At 63.6% G+C, this 17,321-nt stretch carries 15 protein-coding genes and 1 pseudogene; 12 read left to right on the forward strand and 4 right to left on the reverse strand.

The window, feature by feature from the left end; genetic code table 11:
• Positions 1–230 precede the first annotated feature (230 nt).
• The 3 genes from WD767_10155 (at position 231) to WD767_10165 (ending at position 3,644) form a co-directional block, all read left to right on the forward strand.
• Complete coding sequence (locus WD767_10155; protein ID MEX2616449.1) at positions 231–587, forward strand: hypothetical protein; 357 nt, start codon at positions 231–233, stop codon at positions 585–587.
• Between the two features lie 4 nt (positions 588–591).
• Positions 592–1,665, forward strand: a complete 1,074-nt coding sequence (locus WD767_10160; GenBank protein MEX2616450.1) for a hypothetical protein — start codon at positions 592–594, stop codon at positions 1,663–1,665.
• Between the two features lie 170 nt (positions 1,666–1,835).
• Positions 1,836–3,644 (forward strand): diguanylate cyclase, encoded by a 1,809-nt coding sequence (locus tag WD767_10165; protein ID MEX2616451.1) that lies wholly within the window; start codon positions 1,836–1,838, stop codon positions 3,642–3,644.
• A gap of 58 nt (positions 3,645–3,702) precedes the next feature.
• Here WD767_10165 and WD767_10170 read toward each other — a convergent pair whose 3' ends face one another.
• From WD767_10170 to WD767_10180, 3 genes are read right to left on the reverse strand one after another with little or no spacing between them, the layout of a single operon-like run.
• The gene (locus WD767_10170; protein MEX2616452.1) at positions 3,703–4,527 is read right to left on the reverse strand and encodes a substrate-binding domain-containing protein; all 825 of its coding nucleotides are present in this window, start codon (positions 4,525–4,527) and stop codon (positions 3,703–3,705) included.
• A 19-nt stretch (positions 4,528–4,546) separates the two neighbouring features.
• A complete protein-coding gene (locus tag WD767_10175) occupies positions 4,547–5,278 on the reverse strand; it encodes an ATP-binding cassette domain-containing protein (protein MEX2616453.1) in 732 nt (243 codons plus the stop codon).
• Positions 5,275–5,979 carry an ABC transporter permease gene (locus tag WD767_10180; protein MEX2616454.1) on the reverse strand — a complete coding sequence of 235 codons (705 nt, stop codon included), beginning with the start codon at positions 5,977–5,979 and terminating at the stop codon, positions 5,275–5,277. The genes WD767_10175 and WD767_10180 overlap by 4 nt, the downstream gene beginning before the upstream one ends.
• Positions 5,980–6,078: 99 nt before the next feature.
• Here WD767_10180 and WD767_10185 point away from each other — a divergent pair, with 99 nt between their 5' ends.
• The 3 genes from WD767_10185 (at position 6,079) to WD767_10195 (ending at position 10,425) form a co-directional block, all read left to right on the forward strand.
• On the forward strand, positions 6,079–6,972 hold the full coding sequence (locus WD767_10185; GenBank protein ID MEX2616455.1) for a helix-turn-helix transcriptional regulator: 894 nt from the start codon (positions 6,079–6,081) through the stop codon (positions 6,970–6,972).
• A gap of 288 nt (positions 6,973–7,260) precedes the next feature.
• Complete coding sequence (locus WD767_10190; GenBank protein ID MEX2616456.1) at positions 7,261–8,490, forward strand: CaiB/BaiF CoA-transferase family protein; 1,230 nt, start codon at positions 7,261–7,263, stop codon at positions 8,488–8,490.
• A gap of 276 nt (positions 8,491–8,766) precedes the next feature.
• Positions 8,767–10,425, forward strand: coding sequence for a thiamine pyrophosphate-binding protein (locus tag WD767_10195; GenBank protein ID MEX2616457.1), 1,659 nt, complete (start codon positions 8,767–8,769; stop codon positions 10,423–10,425).
• Between the two features lie 222 nt (positions 10,426–10,647).
• Here WD767_10195 and WD767_10200 read toward each other — a convergent pair whose 3' ends face one another.
• A complete protein-coding gene (locus tag WD767_10200; GenBank protein MEX2616458.1) occupies positions 10,648–11,523 on the reverse strand; it encodes a CoA ester lyase in 876 nt (291 codons plus the stop codon).
• 102 nt (positions 11,524–11,625) lie between these two features.
• Here WD767_10200 and WD767_10205 point away from each other — a divergent pair, with 102 nt between their 5' ends.
• From WD767_10205 to WD767_10230, 6 genes and pseudogenes are all read left to right on the forward strand, one after another.
• Positions 11,626–12,318, forward strand: coding sequence for a hypothetical protein (locus tag WD767_10205; GenBank protein ID MEX2616459.1), 693 nt, complete (start codon positions 11,626–11,628; stop codon positions 12,316–12,318).
• 9 nt (positions 12,319–12,327) lie between these two features.
• Positions 12,328–12,441 (forward strand): annotated as a pseudogene (locus WD767_10210) (crotonase).
• A 133-nt stretch (positions 12,442–12,574) separates the two neighbouring features.
• Positions 12,575–14,182: a class I adenylate-forming enzyme family protein gene (locus tag WD767_10215; protein ID MEX2616460.1), complete on the forward strand. Its 1,608-nt coding sequence runs from the start codon at positions 12,575–12,577 to the stop codon at positions 14,180–14,182.
• Between the two features lie 13 nt (positions 14,183–14,195).
• On the forward strand, positions 14,196–14,963 hold the full coding sequence (locus WD767_10220) for an enoyl-CoA hydratase-related protein (protein ID MEX2616461.1): 768 nt from the start codon (positions 14,196–14,198) through the stop codon (positions 14,961–14,963).
• The gene (locus WD767_10225; GenBank protein MEX2616462.1) at positions 14,960–16,126 is read left to right on the forward strand and encodes an acyl-CoA dehydrogenase family protein; all 1,167 of its coding nucleotides are present in this window, start codon (positions 14,960–14,962) and stop codon (positions 16,124–16,126) included. The genes WD767_10220 and WD767_10225 overlap by 4 nt, the downstream gene beginning before the upstream one ends.
• Positions 16,127–16,259: 133 nt before the next feature.
• On the forward strand, positions 16,260–17,060 hold the full coding sequence (locus WD767_10230; protein MEX2616463.1) for a class I SAM-dependent methyltransferase: 801 nt from the start codon (positions 16,260–16,262) through the stop codon (positions 17,058–17,060).
• Positions 17,061–17,321: the final 261 nt, after the last annotated feature.

The following is a 17,321-nucleotide window of genomic DNA, read 5'->3' on the forward strand; positions in this document are numbered from 1 at the left end:
TATCCTGCCTGTTCAAGGGTTATGGTTTTCGCCATCCGTTGGGGACAGCGCCGTTGCGGGGAATATCCCCTGTTGGCGCGGTTTTGTCACCCGTCCGCGACCGATTACCGACCCGGCCCGTTTGAACAGCGTAAACAGCGCAAACTGCGCCCGGAATTGACAATTGCCGCCCGGCCCTTTCTCATCACGGCGAGGACATTCCGGGCAACATCAATCAGGGGAGGCAGGGCATGCCCATCAGCGGAAACTATCTGTTCATCGTCAGCATGGACGTGGCGGCGGACAAGGAGGACCTGTTCAACGAAGTCTACGATACCGAGCATGTTCCCCTGCTGGGCGGCGTGCCGGGCGTGGTGTCCGTCACCCGGGCGAAGATGGCGCCGCTGACCATGATGCTGGGTGGCGAGAAAAAGACGATGGTCATGGAAGGCGAGCCGACCTACCAGGCGATCTATGAAATCGACAGCCCCGATGTGCTGATGTCCGACGCCTGGGCGAAGGCGGGGGAAACCGGGCGCTGGCCGACCGAGGTTCGCCCGCACACCACCAACCGTCGCCACGTCCTGCGCAAGGTCATGAAAGACTGATTGCATGGACGACCGGACCGTGCGCGGCTGGGAAGCGGTCGCGACACTGTACCACGCCTATATCACCGGCTTCATCCTGACCGTTGCGACGCGCGGCGGCGCGCGGGAGGCCGAGGATCTGTGGTTCGCCGTGTTCCGCCGCCAGCATCTGGACCTGTTCCTGCCGGGGCTGACGAAGCTGGGGCTGGACGGGCTGTCCGATGCGGTCAAGGCGGCGCAATACCACTACCTGTCCAACCGGGTCGCCGGGGTGAAGGTCGAATACATGTATGAATCGGACCGCAAGGCCTGGGTCCGGTTCGTGCCGCCGCGCTGGGTCTATGACGGCGCGGCGATCTGCGGCGTGCCGGGTTCCGTATCCCGCGCCCTGCTGCGCGGCTGGTACGGGCATAACGGCGTCGCGCTGGGCAATCCCCGGCTCGGCTTCGTCTGCACGGCGCAGACCATGGACGGCCAGCACGGGCTCGCCGGATATTTCCGCGAATACGACCGCGATCTTTCCCCGGAGGAACGGCTGGTCTTTTCGCCCGGCGAAACGCCGCCGCCCTTCGACCCCGACGCCGCACCCGGTTTCGATGCGGCCGACTGGCCGGAAGAGCGGCTGCGGAAGGCCAACCGGAACTATTCGATGAACTTCACCCGCGCCCTGCTGGGCGAATCCGCCGCGATCTACGGCCCGGCGGACGCGACCCATTACGCCAGCATCACGGGCAAGCTGATCGGGATGCAGTTCTATGACGAAACCCGCGCGCTGCTGGGCCTGAGCGGCGACACGGAAGCGGATTTCGCGGCGTATCTCGCCGCCATGGCCGAAGCGCAGGGCGACCGGGCCGAGGTGGAATCCGCCGGCGACGCGATGCTGGTGCGGCAATTCGGCTGGCGCGTCATGCGCGGCCGGGCGAACCTGCACGACTGCGCCTTCGAGGGCTGGAACGGGCTGTGGCAGGGCGCGCTGATGGCCCATAACCGCTTCCTCGTGCTGGAAGTCCTGCGGCGCATGGATTACGGCGACGAATGCTTCGAATGGCGCATCCGGCGGCGGACCGGCGGGTTCAACCCGCGGACCGCGCTCTTTTAAGCGGCAATTATCGGCGCAAAGGCTTCGTTAACCAATTCCTGCGACAATAATCGCTAATTCGTAAAATTAAAAAAGCCACCGCATTAACCTTGCCGCTGTCAAAGACCCCTTTGCGACCTTTTCCGTCGTGAAACCGCCAAACGACAGCGAGCGCATAGAGTCAGGTTTGAATGCTTCGCGAATGGTTCATCGCCGAACAGTCCGAACTTCGCACAGCGATGGCGTATGATTACGACTACCGGCTGGTAGCCCTGTCCATCGTCATCGCGATCCTCGCCGCCTACTGCGCGTTCGACACGTTCGACCGGTTAAACGCCGCAAGCAACCGGATCAGCCGATTCGCATGGCTCGCCACCGGTGCGGTTACCCTCGGCGGCGGCATCTGGTCGATGCATTTTATCGCCATGCTGGCGGTCGAAATGGACATGGCGGTCCGGTATGACGTCACATTGACCATTCTTTCGGCGGCGGCCGCGGTCGTCGCGAGCGGCCTTGCCAAGAGCATCGTCAGCAAAGGGACGGGAAACCTCCCGCGAATAATCTGTGGCGGCGTGATCCTGGGCGCGGGTATCGGCGTCATGCATTACATGGGCATGTCCGCAATGCGCATGGCGGCGAGCATCAAATATGACCCGCTGATATTCGCCGTATCGATTGTCGTTGCCGTTGTCCTCTCGTCGCTGTCCTTGCGCATGCTTCAATACGGCTATGCCGCCCGCTCCCTCGCGGTCAAGTCCTTCGGTTCGGTACTGATGGGGGCGTCCATCGCCTCGATGCACTATACGGGAATGGCGGCCACCTATTACACGCCCGGCGAATCGCACGTCATGGCCTCGAATATGGCGCTCAGCCATCACAGCATGGCAATTGTCATCGGCAGCGTCGCCTTTGTCGTCACGCAACTGACCCTGATCGCGTCTATTGTTTCCCGGCAATTCGAGGAGAAGGATCGCGAATTGACCAGTCAGGGCATTTACCTGGAAAAAGTGCTCGAAAACGCCGTCGATGGCATCACGCTGATCAAGCCGAATGGCGAAATCATCGTCGCCAACCCGGTAATGGAAGCCTGTTTCGGCTATTCCGAATCGGAGTTGATCGGCCACAATATTTCCATGCTGATGGACGACGAGAATGCCCGGCGTCACGATAATTACCTGCGCAACGCCCAAGGAACCGAACTGAAAATTCGCGGCGCCGTGCGGGAACTGAGCGCACGACGCAAGGATGGTTCCGATTTTCCGGTCGACATCGCCGTCAGTTCGATTGAATTGCCCGACGGACGCTATTTCATGGGCATCATTCGCGACATCACCAACCGCAAGTCGGCCGAGGAGGAGCGGGAGCGGTTGATCAGTGAACTCCGGTATAACCGGGACCTGATGGAGGAACAGGCCGCGCATGCGAATTTCCTGGCGGAAGAACTGAATACGCAGAAGCAACTGGTCGAGGAAAACCAGAAGCGCAGCGATTACCTGGCCCGGCACGACGTTCTGACGCAGCTTCCCAATCGCCGTTACTTCTTTGAGTATCTTGAGGCGGTCCTGTGTTCACCGGAACCGCCGGATTGCACGATTGCCGTACTTTTCATCGACCTCGACAAGTTCAAGCTGGTCAATGACGTGATGGGCCACGAACGGGGCGACAACCTGCTCATCCAGGTTGCCGAACGCATCGGGCAATGCATTCGCGAAACCGACATGGTCGCGCGGCTTGGCGGCGACGAATTCGCCGTTGCCGCCAGGGTGATAAACGATGAGGAAGCCCAGATGCTGGCCGACCGCATATGCGGTTCGTTGCAGATTACGGTCGACACATCGGGCGAACCCATCGTGACCGGCGCCAGCATCGGCGTCGCGATATACCCGATTAACGGCGACAATATCGATGATCTGATGAAGTCGGCGGACACGGCAATGTATCAGGCCAAGAACGCCGGGCGAAACCGGGTCCGGCTTTCCGGGCAGGCCGCCGGCGCCTGACGCAAAATCCCGGTTACCGATTTACAGCGCCTTCAACAGGACAGACCGGGTCATGGCGTCAGACGCCTTTCATGTCCGCGTTGGGGAAGAACAGCTGCTGGCCGTTGACCTGGAACGCCGCGATGGATTCCTGGCCCGCCGGGCCGGCCAGCCAGTCGATGAACGCCTGGCCGTCCGCCTGCTTCACATGCGGGTGCTTCGCCGGATTGACCAGGATCACGCCGTACCGGTTGAACAGGCGCTGGTCCCCTTCGACCGCGATTTTCATATCCGCCTTGTTCCTGAAGGCGATCCAGGTGGCGCGGTCGGACAGGGTATAGGCGCCAAGCTGCGCCGCCGTGTTCAGGGTCGCGCCCATGCCCGACCCCATCTCCCGGTACCAGTCGCCGCCCTGTTTCGGATCGATGCCCGCCGCCTTCCACAACCGCAATTCCGCCTTGTGGGTGCCGGAATCATCGCCGCGCGACGCAAACAGGGCCTTTGCCGTGGCGATGGCCTGAAGGCCGGCGGCGACATCCTTGCCGCCTGCGATTCCCGCCGGGTCGGCCGCCGGGCCGACGATGACGAAATCGTTGAACATCACCGGAACACGCGCGACGCCGTTGCCGTCGGCGACGAATTTCTCTTCCGCCGCGCGGGCATGGACCAGTACGACATCCGCATCGCCATTGGCGCCGGTCCTGAGCGCCTGACCGGTGCCCTGCGCCACGACGCGCACCTCGATCCCGGTTTTCGCCGTGAACAGCGGCAGCAGGTGCCTGAACAGGCCCGAATTTTCCGTCGATGTGGTCGATGCAACGGTAATGAAGCGGTCCGCGGCCTGCGCCACCGATGTCAACCCCAGCGACAGCCCGATCGCAAGCAGGGCGCCTGCTTTTTTCATCCAAGGATCTCCCTTGTGGTCACCACAACAGATCGCCCGCCACGAAGGCCCGCGCTTCCGCCGATTGCGGCGCATCGAGCACCTGCCCGGCGGGTCCGTATTCGATAATCCGGCCCTTGTTCATGACCGCGACATGGCGGGCCATCCGCCGCGCCTGGCCCAGGTCATGGGTCGAAAAAGCCAGCGTCACGCCGGAACCGTGCAGTTCGTCCAGCATCGCCTCGACCTGCCGCGTCGCGCCGGGATCGAGCGCCGATGTGGGCTCGTCCAGGAACAGCAGATCCGGTTCCAGCGCGGCCGCCCGCGTGATCGCCAGACGCTGCTGTTCGCCGCCCGACAGCACCCGGGCCGGACGATGCGCCAGGTCGCCGAGGCCGAACCGCGCCAGCGCCGCCTGCGCGCGGTCCCGCAGGCCCCGGCGCGGGAAATGCGCGGCCGCGAGCGCGTGTTCGATATTGGCCAGCACCGAGCGCCGCAGCATGACCGGCTTCTGAAACACCAGCGCATGACGTTTGCGGCCATCGATATAGCCGTCGCCGAACGACCATTGGACCGAACCGGAAGCCGGCTTCAGCAGCCCGTGCAGCAGCCGGAGCGTCAGCGACTTTCCGGCGCCGTTCGGGCCGACCAGCGCCAGCCGCTCGCCGCGCGGTATGGCGATATCGATTCCGTCCAGCAGCCGCCTGCCCTCGGCCTCGAAGACCAGGCCATTCGCCACGAGCGGCAGGATGCTCGGCGTATCGCGCATCATGCCTGCCCCATGTAACGCCGGCCGACGCGGCTGGCGCCGAACACGAACACGTTGATCAGGAAGGTCAGCGCCAGCAGGACAATACCGAGGCCCAGCGCCACCACGAGTTCGCCCTTGGATGTTTCCAGCGCGATCGCCGTCGTCATCGTCCGCGTATGCCCGGCGATATTGCCGCCGACAATGAAGACCGCGCCGACTTCCGCCGAGGCGCGCCCAAACCCCGCCAGCAGCGCGACCGCCAGGGCGAAGCGCGCATCGTACAGCAGGGTCGGAATGGCGGCCCGGCCGGTCTGGCCGAGCGATGTCAGGTGGTCCCGGTATTCCAGCCAGAGATCCTCGATAACCTGCCGGGTCAGCGCGATGACGATGGGCAGCACAAGGATGGTCTGCGCGACAATCATCGCCGTCGGCGTGAACAGGAAACCGAGCGACCCCAGCGGTCCGGATCGCGACAGCATCAGGTAAACCGCCAGACCCGCGACAACCGGCGGCAGGCCCATCAGCGCATTGACGACCACGATGACCGCCGCGCGGCCCGGAAACCGCTTCATCGCCAGCAGCGCGCCCGCCGGCATGCCGATGATCGCGGCAATCGCCACCGCGACCAGCGAGACCTGCAGCGACAGGCCGACAATCCCGAGAAACTCGGGATCCAGAGACAGGATCATGGCCAGCGCGGCCGAAAAGGCGCCATCGGACATAGATAAAAATCGAATGTAATCACTGTTTTTCTGCGTTGATTTACGAATTAAAGTCCAATAAACACAAGTAATTTAATTAATGCAGGAAAATGCAGAAATATGCATGACGGTTCATACCTGACGACGGAGGAAGCGGGGGAATATCTCCGGATCAAGGCGCGCAAGGTCTATGAACTGGCTGCCGAAGGCGCCATCCCCTGTTCGAAGGTGACGGGAAAGTGGCTGTTTCCGCGCGCCGCCCTGGACCGCTGGGTCGCACTGGGCCTGTCCTCGCCCGACGGGTATTCCGACGCCGCCCCGCCGGCAATCCTGGGCGGATCGACCGACCCGCTGCTGGAATGGGCGGTGCGCCAGTCCGGCTCGGGCCTCGCCAGCCTGCCGGAAGGCAGCGAAGCCGGGCTGCGCCGCCTCGCCCGCGACGAAACCGCCATCGCCGCCATCCACATGCATCGCGACACCGGCGACGATTCCACCGCCAATATCGACGCGGTGCGCGCCATGCCAGGCCTGCATGACAGCGTCGTCATCGCCTTCTGCAAACGCGAGCAGGGGCTGGCGACCGCGCCGGGCAACCCGCTCGGCATCGAAACCCTGTCCGACGCCGTCGGCGGGGGCGCCCGCGGCATGTTCCGGCAGCCGGGCGCCGGGGCGCAGTTGCTGCTGCACCGGCTGCTCGCCGCCGAAGACATCGAACCCGAACAGGTCGACACCGCCGACGGCCTCGCCGCGACCGGCCAGGACCTCGCGCTCGCGATCCGCGCCGGCGCGGCGGACTGGGGCATCGTGACCCGCGCCGTGGCGGAAACGCACGGGCTGGGCTATACGCCGATCACCTGGGAGAATTTCGATCTCGTCGTCCGGCGGCGGAACTATTTCGAACCGGGCATCCAGGCGCTGATGCGCTTTCTGCCATCGGCCGCCTTCCGGGACCGGACCGCCGCGATGGGCGGGTACGACATCACGGATATCGGCGCCATCCGGCACAATAGCTGACGAAATCGCCAGGGCAATCGGGTGAAGGAAAATATTTCCCGATCCGGCCGGCTTGGAGGGCAGTTTCCATTTTTGCGAAGCGAAAATGGCAAGGCCAAGCGGCCGTCGGTGCTCGTGCACCGTAAGCCAAGGGTGCGGAGCACCCGCCCGGCGCTTGAGGGAAGGAAAATGAAAGGGCAATCGGGTTCACCCGATTGCCCTGACGAAATCGCCCTGTACCCTTGCGGTCCGCGCGCGCATGAATTATGGCCATGCATCCGCTGCTGATACTGATCCAGGGAGCACGCAATGGCGAACAGTGAACCCCCGTCCGACGGCCCCCTGACCGGGTTGCGCGTTCTGGAAATCGGCCATTTCATCGCCGCGCCCTTCTGCACGCGGGTGCTGGGCGACATGGGTGCGGATATCGTCAAGATCGAGCCGCCGACCGGCGACCCGATCCGCAGCTGGGGCCATCACCGCGACGGGCATTCCCCCTGGTGGTCGCAGCATGCCCGCAACAAGCGCTGCATCACGTTGAACCTGAAACACGAAAAGGCGCGGGGACTGGTCGTCGACCTTGCGGGGCAGTGCGATGCGGTGGTCGAAAATTTCCGCCCCGGGCAGCTGGAGCGCATGGGCCTCGGCCCGGAGGTGCTGCGCCGGAACCGGCCGGACCTGGTGATCGCCAATGTATCCGGCTACGGCCAGGACGGGCCGTATCGCGACCGCGCCTCGTTCGGCGTGATCGGCGAGGCCATTGGCGGCATCCGCTACCTGACCGGCTACCCGCCGGGCGTCACGGACCTGCCGCCGGTGCGGGTCGGGGTCAGCATCGGCGATTCCATCGCCGGGCTCTACGCGGCCTTCGGCGTCATGGCGGCGCTGTGGCAGCGCGACCGTGCCGGCGGCGACCGGCGGGCGCGCAGCCTGGACGTGGCGCTGACGGACGCGGTGTTCAGCATGACCGAGGGCATGCTGCCGGAATACAGCGTCTTCGACGTCGTCAAGCAGCCTGCGGGGTCGGGCATCGAAACCGCCGCCCCGACCAACGCCTATCCCACCTCGGACGGCAAATGGATCCTCGTCGCCGCCAATTCGGACCCGCTCTTCGCGCGGCTGTCGAAGACCATGGGCCGCCCGGAACTGGTCGATGACCCGGATTTCACCGGCAATCAGGCGCGGGTAAGGAACCGCACGGTGCTGGACGACCTGATCGGCGCCTGGACCGCGACGATGACCGCCGTCGAGGCGGACAGGGTACTGTCCGAGGCCGATATCCCCTGCTGCCAGGTCTACACGGTCGCCGATTGCGCCGCCGACCCGCAATATCGCCATCGCGGCATGGTGCAGGACGTGCCGGATCCGCATTTCGGCTCCGTTTTGCAGACAGGCATCGTGCCCATCGTTCCGGAAGATCCGGGCCGCATCCGCTGGCCGGGCCCTGAAATCGGCGCGCATACCGAAGCGGTGCTGACATCGCTGCTGGGCCTGACCGGAGACGACGTGGCGGCCCTGCGGGCCGACGGCGTGATCTAACCCGCCGGCTTTCGACCGGCGCCGGCCCGTGCCGCATTCGCGCCGACGGCGAATCCGAAATTTTTCACACTCAAAGCCTGGCCGTCCGCTGAATCGCGTCGCGGATCGCGTGCCCCGCCTTGACTAGGAGGTTATTCGGGCTCCAAACTCGGGAAGTCGGACGGCAAAATGAACAGGCAGCGTGATCAGATTTTCCCGAATTTTCCCATACTTCATTGATTTAATTTGATATTTTAACCTAAACAGTATTGCAACAAGATAAGGGGGATGAGTAACATGACCAAAATCACCGGTGCGCACCTTATAGCAAGGAGCCTCAAACAACAGGGTATCGACCATCTATTCGGCGTCGTCGGCTTTCCCGTCGGCCCGATTGCGGAGGCGGCGCAGAAGGAAGGCGTCAAATACGTGGGCATGCGCAACGAGCAGGCGGCATCCTACGCCGCGCAGGCCTATGGCTACATGACCGGCCGCCCGGGCGCCTGCATCGTGGTTACGGGACCGGGCGTCGTGCACGGCCTGGCGGGGCTGGCGAACGCCCAGCAGAACTGCTGGCCGATGATCCTGATCGGCGGCGCCTCGGAAACCTATCGCGGCGGCATGGGCGCGTTCCAGGAGGAGCGCCAGGTCCTGATCGCCAGCCCGTTCTGCAAGTTTGCGCACGGCATCGAAAGCGTCCGGCGCATCCCGTACTACGTCGAGATGGCGACGCGGCACGCGACATTCGGTCGGCCGGGCGCCTGTTACCTCGACATGCCGGACGACATCATCACCGGTGAATGCGACCTCGACGATGTCGTCAAGGTCGAGCGCGTGGGGGAACCGCCGCGCATGACGGCGCCGACCGAAAACGTCGACGCCGCGCTGGACCTGCTTGAAAAGGCCGAGCGGCCGCTCGTCCTGGTCGGGAAGGGCATGGCCTGGGCCCGCGCCGAGAACGAGGTGCGCGACTTCATCGATCGCACGCAGCTGCCGTTCGTACGCTCCCCCATGGGCAAGGGCGTCGTCCCCGACGACCATCCGCTCGCCGCATCGGCGGCGCGGACTCTCGCGCTGCAGCAGGCGGACGTGGTCTTCCTGATGGGCGCGCGGTTCAACTGGATATTCCACTTCGGCCTGGCGCCGCGCTTCGCGCCCGACGTCAAGGTGATCCAGTTGGACATCTCGCCGGAGGAAATCGGGCATAACAAGCCGTCGGAAGTGGCGCTTGTCGGCGACGGCAAGGCGATCATGGGCCAGATCAACAAGGCCCTTGAGGGGCGGCAGTGGTTCTACCCGAAGGATACCCCGTGGCGCTCGGCCCTGGGCGACAAGATCGCGTCGAACGTCAAGTCGCTTGAGGCACAGATTAACGATGACCAGGCGCCCGCGAACTATTATCGGGCGCTGCGCGACGTGGCGGCCTGGATGCCGCGGAACTCGGTGCTGAGCGCCGAGGGCGCCCGCACGATGGATATCGGGCTCACCCAGTTGCCGGTTGCCGACGCGCGCTCCTGCCTGAACGCGGGCACCTACGGCACCATGGGCGTGGGCCTCGGCCATGCCATCGCCGCCTGCGTCGTGAACCCGGACCGGCCGGTCATCCACCTTTCGGGCGATTCGGCCATCGGCTTCTCCGGCATGGAGATGGAGACGCTGGTCCGCTACAACCTGCCGGCCAAGATCGTGGTGCTCAACAATGGCGGAATCGGGCCGGGCGAACCGGAAATCCCGGCCGACCCGATGATGAAGATGAAGCCGAACGCCCTGATCTACGGCGCGCGCTACGACAAGATGATGGAGGATTTCGGCGGCAAGGGCTTCTTTGTCGAGGACCCGAAGGACCTGCCGGCCGCGCTCGACAAGGCGATGGCCTTCGACGGCCCGGCGCTGGTCAACGTCTTGATCTCGCAGAGCTCGGACCGGAAACCGCAGCAGTTCACGTGGCACCAGTAGGACGCTGCGTCCGGAACGAGCGCTGACATATAGCGCATGACATGCGGAAGCCGGCTGATTATCCAGCAGCCTGGCTTCCGCATTTTCCGTTTTTGAGCCGCGATATCCGCCGCGTCGCATCCGGAACTTGTCCGTGGTACGCCGGTTCCTGCGGACGCATTGCGCCGCGCCGTAACGGTTCGGCGTTTACCGCCCGCTTTCATTCATGCGTCAAAAGCGCAGTCATTTCGCCCCGCCCGCGATCTTTTCCGCCGCGTCCAGCACCCGCTGCGCCTTGTAGACGATGGGGTAGTCGATGAATTCGCCGTCGAGCTGGATCGAGGCGGAGCCGGATTTTTCCGCTTCGGCGAAGGCGGCGACGATCTTCCTTGCATGCGCGATCTGGGCGGCGCTGGGGCTGAACACCTCATGCACCACCGCGACCTGCGGCGGGTAGATGCACATCTTGCCCTGGAAACCGAAGCTGCGCGCCCGTTCCGCCGAGCGGCGCAGCCCGTCCAGGTCGCGCACCTGCGCCCAGACCGTGTCCAGCGGCGGTTCCAGCCCGCCCGCGCGGCAGGCCAGCACGCAGCGAGCGCGGGCGTCGTTGAGTTCCTGTTCGTCGGTCGTCCATTCGAAGCCCATGTCGAGCGCATAATCCGCCGCGCCGAAGGCGAGGCGCCGCACCCGCGTGCTGCTGGCCGCGATGGCGTCCAGCGCCGCCATGCCCTTGCCCGTCTCGATGATGGGGATCAGGTCGATGCCGCCGGGCTCGAGCCCCCGCTCCCGCTCCAGATTGCCGATCAGCCAGTCCACGGCCTGAAGCTGGGCCGGGTTTTCGACCATGGGCAGCACGATACCGGCCAGCCCCGGCCCGACCACCGCGACGAGGTCGCCATAGCAGAATTCCGTATGATGCCCGTTCACCCGGACATAGGTGCGCGTCGGGTTGTTTTTCTTCAGCGCTTCGACGAGCACGGCGCGGGTCGCGACCTTTTCCGAGCGCGCGACCGCGTCCTCCAGGTCGAGGATGACCGCATCCGCGCCGAAGTCGAACACCTTCTCCACCTTGCGCGGATGGTTGCCCGGGGCGAACAGAAAACTGCGAAACGGTCCCATATCGATACTCCTGTCGGTTCAGCGGCCCGGCATGGCTGGACAGGCGTCCACCGGCATGCTGGGATTGCCCGCAGCATAACCGCAAGACGGGGGACGACAACAGTGGCGCCAAAGACAGTTGCGAAAGGCATGCTCGGGGTATGGACCGATTCGGATCCCGGCCTCGAAGCCGAATTCAACGAATGGTACAATCGCGAACATGTCAACGAGCGGGCCGACAATCCGGGCTTCCTGAACAGCCGCCGCTACCGCAACGTTTCGGCATCCGGCAAGCCGCGCTACATGGCGCTGTACGATCTGGAGGACGTGAGCGTGCTGCACGCCCCGTTCTACAAGAAAGCCCAGGAAAACCCGACCGCCGGAACGCGGAAGATGATGAAGGCGTTCCTGAACATCATCCGCTCCGAATTCGTGATTCGCCACCAGGTGGGCCGGGGCCACGGCGCGACCGTCATCGCCCTGCGCCGCGAAGGGCGCGGATTGCCCGATCCGAAATTCGCCAGATGGCTGGGCAACAGGGCCATGAAGGCGATCCTGAAGGAGCCCGGCGTGACCGGCGCCACCTATGTGGAAACCGAAAACCAGACGGAACCGCCGGAAACGAAGGAAAGCCGGATGCGGCCGACCAGGGACCGTATCGCCGACTGGGCGCTGTTCGTGGAGGGCACGGAACCGCCGCTGGTCCGTGCGGCCTTCGACAAAATCCTGTCGAAAGAAGCCCTGGCAAAAAATGGCGCGGGTAACAATCTGCGCATCGGCACCTACAAATTCCTTTACGGCACCGACCCGGAGTAAATACGACCCATGACATTCGAAACGATCCTGTACGAGGAAGACGGACCGCTCGGCATCATCACGCTGAACCGGCCGGATGACGGCAACATGTTCACCGAGACCATGCGCCATGAAATCCGCGACCGCGGCCTCGCCCGCGTGATGCATGACCGGCAGTTGCGGCTCTATCTCGACAGCAGGGAAGCGAAGGAGCTCAGCGCCTCGTTCCGCGAGAAGCGCAAGCCGGATCCGGACACGTTCGGGCATTGAGTCGGGCATGAACATGAACACCCTGCTGACCCTGCACGACCCGATCCTCGCCCGCCGCTATTACGACGCGGGCCTGTGGCGGGCCGATACCTTCTATTCGCTGGCCGCCGGACAGGCGGTATCCCGCCCGGACGCCTTCGCCCTGCGCGACAGCCGCCACCGGCTGACCTGGCGCGAACTGGTCGACTGGGTCGACGCCACCTCCGCGGCGCTGCACGATGCGGGGCTGCGCAAGGGCGACCGGGTCGCGCTGTGGCTCACCAACCGGGTGGAGGCGATCGTCGCCTTTCTGGCCAGCGCGCGGAACGGCTATGTCTGCAACCCGTCGCTGCATCCGAACTACACGAACGAGGAAATCCGCGCGCTGCTGACCAATATCAGTGCGGCGGCGGTATTCACCGACAAGGAAGACGGCGAGCTGGACAGGGTCGCCGCCCTGCCGGCGATGCAGCGCGTCTTCGGCCCCGGCGATTTTCCCGCAACCGGGACGGGCGCACCGCCTGCCGCAGACGATAACCCGGACCGGATCTGCTACCTCGCCTTCACCTCCGGCACCACCGGCACGCCCAAGGGCGTCATGCATTCGCACAACACGCTGCTGGCCAACCCGCGCGACATGGTGCGGGACTGGCATCACGACGAAAACACCGTCCTGCTGTCGCTCAGCCCCTTCAACCACCATATCGCGTGGGTGGCGCTGGGGCAGATACTGGTCTGCGGCGGCGAACTGGTGGTCAACGACCCGCCCAAAGGCATGAAGCCGCTGGACTGGATCGTGGAAACCGGCGCCACCTATGTGATGGGCGTGCCGACCCATGCGATGGATATCCTGGCGGACCAGAGGTCGCGCGGCATGGACCGCGTCGGCAGGGTTTCCGTGTTCTACATGGCCGGCGCGCCGATCCCGCGCGCCACCGCGCAGGCCTTCCTGGACCAGGGCATCAAGCCGCAGAACATCTACGGCATGACCGAAAACTCCTCGCACCAGTACACCTTCCCGACCGACGACCCGGATACGATCACCGCGACCTGCGGACGCGGCGGGCCGTCCTACGAGGTGCGCATCTTCCGCCAGGAAAACCCCGACGAGGAAGCGCCGCGGGGCGAGGTCGGCCAGATCGGCGGGCGCGGCGCCTGCCTGATGCTGGGCTATTTCGCCAACCAGTTCGCGACCGAGGACAGCTTCAACCGCGACGGCTGGTTCCTGTCCGGCGATCTGGGCCGGATCGACGCCAAGGGCTGCCTCGAAATCGTCGGGCGGCTGAAGGATGTGATCATCCGCGGCGGGCATAACATTCACCCGGCGAAGATCGAGGACCTGGCGATCAAGCATGCGGGCATCGCCAAGGCCGCCGCCTTTCCCGTGCCGGACGAACGGCTGGGCGAAAAGGTCGGGCTGGCGATCATCCCCAACGGCGACGCCCCGGACCCGCACGCGGTGCTGGCGCATCTGTACGATTCCGGGTTGACCGTGCAGGACATGCCTGAATATTTCATCGCGATGGACGAACTGCCGCTGACGGCCAGCGGCAAGATCCTGAAACGCGAACTGGCGCAATGGGTGAAGGACGGCAGGATCGCCCCCGACCCGGTGCGCTTCCGGCGCCCCCGTTAAGAAGGAGAACGTCATGCCGGTCGAACTGACCTACCGCGACGAATTCGCGATCATCACCCTGAACCGGCCGGAGGCGCTGAACGCGCTCAGCTTCCAGATCGTCCGCGACATCGGCGCGGCGCTGGACGCGGTCGAGGCCTCCGACGCGCGCGCGCTGCTGTTCATCGGCGCGGGCGACCGGGCCTTCTGCGCCGGGGCCGACATCAAGGAACTGGCCAACCGCAGCCTGGTCGAGCAGAAGCGCAGCGCCGAGGCCGGCCAGCGCACCTTCGCCCGGCTGGACAGTTTCCCGATCTCCTCCGTCGCGATCATCAACGGCTACGCCTTCGGCGGCGGGTTCGAGCTGGCCTCCGCCTGCACCTTCCGGCTGGCGACCCCGAACGCGAAGATGGGCCTGCCGGAAATCAAGCTCGGCCTGATCCCCGGCTATGGCGGCACGATCCGCCTGCCGCGTCTGGTCGGCGAGGCCCGCGCGCTGGAAATCGTCATGACCGGCCGCACGGTCGATGCCGAGGAAGCGGCCCGGATCGGCATGGTCAACCGCGTCGTCGAGGGCGATCCGCTGGAAGCCGGCATGGCGTTCGCCCGCGAATTCACCGGCTACAGCCTGCCGGTGCTGAACCTGGCGCGCGACGCGGTGAAACGCGCGCTGGACAATCCCGTCTGGGAGGGGCTCAGGATCGAGGCCGACCTCAACACCCTCGCCTTCCAGACCGAGGACCATATCGAGGGCACCGCCGCCTTCACCGAAAAACGCAAACCGGACTTCCAGGACAAATGAAACTCTTCAGCCATCTCGACGAATCCGTCCCCCTGAACGAGGAGGAACGACTGCTGTTCGACGCGGTCCGCGGCATGTCACGCGATAAAATCGCGCCGCGCGCGGCCGAATATGACCGGAGCGGCGAATTTCCCTGGGACAATATCGCGGATATCAATGCGCTGGGCCTGAACGCCATGTTCATCCCCGAAGCCTATGGCGGCGCGGATATGAGCTACACCGCCTACCTCGCCTGCGTGCGGGAAATCTCCATGGCCTGCGCCTCGACCGGCATCGCCTGGGCGACCAATTACCACGCCATGAAACCGGTCAACGATTTCGGCACCGGGGAACAGAAGAAACGCTTCCTGCCGAAGGTAGCGGAAGGCGCGCTGGCCTCGCTCTGCATCACCGAACCGAACGCCGGTTCCGACGCGACCGGCATGACCACCAAATTCACCCCCGACGGCGACGAGATCGTCGTCACCGGCGGCAAGACCTTCATCTCAAACGGCGGCAAGGCCGATTACTACCTCGTCTTCGGCAAATGGTCCGAAATCGACGACAGCAAGGGCGCGATCTCCGCCCTGATCCTGGAGAAGGACACGCCGGGATTCAGCGCCGGCAAGCCCGAGGACAAGATGGGCATGCGCGCGTCGTCCACGACGCCGCTGAATTTCGACGAATGCCGCGTGCCGCGCGCCAACCTGCTGGGCGAACCCGGCGACGGGCTGCGCATCCTGCTGCATTCGCTCAACAAGTCGCGGCCCAGCGTCGCCGCCCATGCGCTGGGCATCGCCCGGGCCGCCTTCGAGGACGCCACCGCCTATATCAACCAGCGCCGCCAGTCGGGCCGCGCGATCATCGGCTTCCAGGGCATCCAGTTCCTGCTGGCCGACATGGCCACCGACCTCGCGCTGTGCGAAGGCTGGCTGTGGCATGTCGCCCGCATGGTCGACGAAGGCGCGGCGGATTTCGGCGTCGAATCCTCGCTGCTGAAAATGCGCGCCGGCGACGTCGCCATGCGCATCGCCACCGACGCGGTGCAGCTTTATGGCGGCTACGGCTATATAAAGGACAACCGCGTCGAACGCCTGATGCGCGACGCCAAGATCTGCCAGATCTGGGAAGGCACCAAGCAGGTCCACCAGCAGTTCATCGGACGGAGTTTCGTGGAGAAGTGACAGCGGTTGGCGCGATGGCGGCGGCGGAGCGTTCTTGCTGTGTTTGTCCCGGCACCGGCATCCGCGCCGCGCATACTGTTAACGTACAAAACAAGACCTGACCTTGGACACGCGTGTAAGATAAGGTAACAAAATGAAAATACTCGAACGCCAGTGCCCTTCATGCAGCAGTCAGGATTATAAAATTCTTCCTTATGGGCCGATAGACTGGCCGATGGCGGAATGTAACCACTGCGCAATGGTCTATTTGAAAAAAGCACCTGACTGTAGCGAATTATTTGAAAACCTTGCGTGGGAAAAAACCACACAGATCGAGGAAAAAAGACGTCAAAAGGAATTTGGCTGGAGCCGGAAAATCAGCCGCCTGACGCGCAAGCGCCTTCATATTTTGCCGCGAAAGCAGGTAAAGGATTTAATCGAAAAATATGCGAAGCCGGGAAATGTTATGGATGTCGGTAGCGGCCCCGGAGACCACGTTCTGGCTTTACCGGAAAAATATTCGCCCTATGGAATAGAAGTTTCAAAAAATCTGGCTCGGCAGGGCCAGAAGAATTTTGAAAAACGCGGCGGGGAAATTATAAATCTTGATGCGCTCGGCGGGTTAAAACAATGTCCGGATGATAAATTTTCGGCCATCATCATGCGCTCGTTTCTGGAGCATGATATTCACCCTTTTCCTATCCTCAAAGAATGTGTTCGAACGCTTAACAAGGGCGGCATTGTCATTATAAAAGTGCCTAATTACGGCAGCATCAACCGCATGGTACGCGGAAAAAAATGGTGCGGCATGCGTTTTCCCGACCATGTCAATTATTTCACGCCGAAAAGCCTGTCACAGATGGTTCTGAATGCAGGACTGTCCATCAAGCGCTTTGGATTTATCGACAAACTTCCCACCAGTGACAATATGTGGTTGATCGCGCAAAAGGATTAATCATAAGCGATGCACTGCACCCCAGATATGGGACACGACAATCAGGGACAGATCGGGTTGATTGATCCCATTGCGGCAGGGGCGCGCCACTGCCGCAATGGAGGCAAAATTGCTTCATATGGTTCGGGTCAGGTCTGGTTTTGTGCGTTGTCCAGCATTTTGCCCAATGCATCCGATTGAAATAGCTGCATTGGATTTACCCTGTTATATGGTTCGGGTCAGGTCTGGTTTTGTGCGTTGTCCAGCATTTTGCCCAATGCA

This window comes from Alphaproteobacteria bacterium (genome assembly GCA_040905865.1).
Taxonomy (GTDB): Bacteria; Pseudomonadota; Alphaproteobacteria; order UBA8366.